Origin of the sequence: Bartonella sp. TT110JLCBS (assembly GCF_042193405.1) — a bacterium.
Taxonomy (GTDB): domain Bacteria; phylum Pseudomonadota; class Alphaproteobacteria; order Rhizobiales; family Rhizobiaceae; genus Bartonella.
On record NZ_JBHILT010000197.1, the window covers coordinates 1 to 762 of the forward strand.

Genomic DNA, 762 nt, shown 5'->3' on the forward strand with positions numbered 1-762 from the left:
ACAGGATCCGTGTCTATACCTTTCACGTCTATTTTATTTTCTAGTAAATATTGCATCACAAGACTAGCTACAAATGATTTTCCTACTCCTCCTTTACCTTGTAAGGTCATGTGAATATTTGTCATATCATATCCTCTAATTTTTTGTTTGTATCGTGTATAAATGTACGTGATTTTTGTTGTGTTGTAATAGGATTAGCAGAAGTAGATTCTTTGGATTGAGTTTTTACTGATAAATCTGATGTAGCAGTAGTCTCAAGATTCTTTTTAAAATATTTTCGCACATATGATGCTAAGGCGTCATATGAAATATTTAAATTTGGATTTTTTCTTAAAATTTCTTTTAGGGAATACCCTTCTTTAATGGATTTTAAAATTAAATCTTTGTTGGCTAGAAAGACTATTCGCATTTTCCCCCATTCTGTTTTTTTTTTCATTAACTTACCAACTTTTTATAATTCTTTACAAAATTTTTCAAATCTTTACAAAAAATAAATAGAACTGTCAATTAAAGGGATATTTTGGTAATTTTTATAAAAGTTTTTCTTTAAGAAAACGGCAAGATGTGTAATGTAGCGCTACGCAACTAACATTACCCAACTTATTCGCATAAAATGCTCAACGTATCTTGCTCTACGAGGTTTGATTGCATCCGCAATTTAAGAGGGGGAAAATGACACGACCAAGAAAATTTAGATTAAGTGTTTGGTGCACTTTCGAGGAAAAAGAAAGCATAGAAGAAAATGCAAAACAGACAGGCTTG

1 protein-coding gene and 1 pseudogene are annotated in these 762 nt (G+C 30.7%); both read right to left on the minus strand.

The annotated features are described in order from the left end of the window. A pseudogene (locus ACFILW_RS10410) lies at positions 1–125 on the minus strand (conjugal transfer protein TraL); the annotation flags it as partial. Beyond that, positions 122–436 carry a TraK family protein gene (locus ACFILW_RS10415; RefSeq protein ID WP_375621683.1) on the minus strand — a complete coding sequence of 105 codons (315 nt, stop codon included), beginning with the start codon at positions 434–436 and terminating at the stop codon, positions 122–124. The gene ACFILW_RS10415 and the pseudogene ACFILW_RS10410, both read right to left, overlap by 4 nt. Between the last annotated feature and the right edge of the window lie 326 nt (positions 437–762).

Excerpts from the sequence above, each read along its gene's own strand:
- ACFILW_RS10415 (WP_375621683.1), bottom strand. The coding sequence starts at position 436 with ATGAAAAAAAAAACAGAATGGGGGAAAATGCGAATAGTCTTTCTAGCC.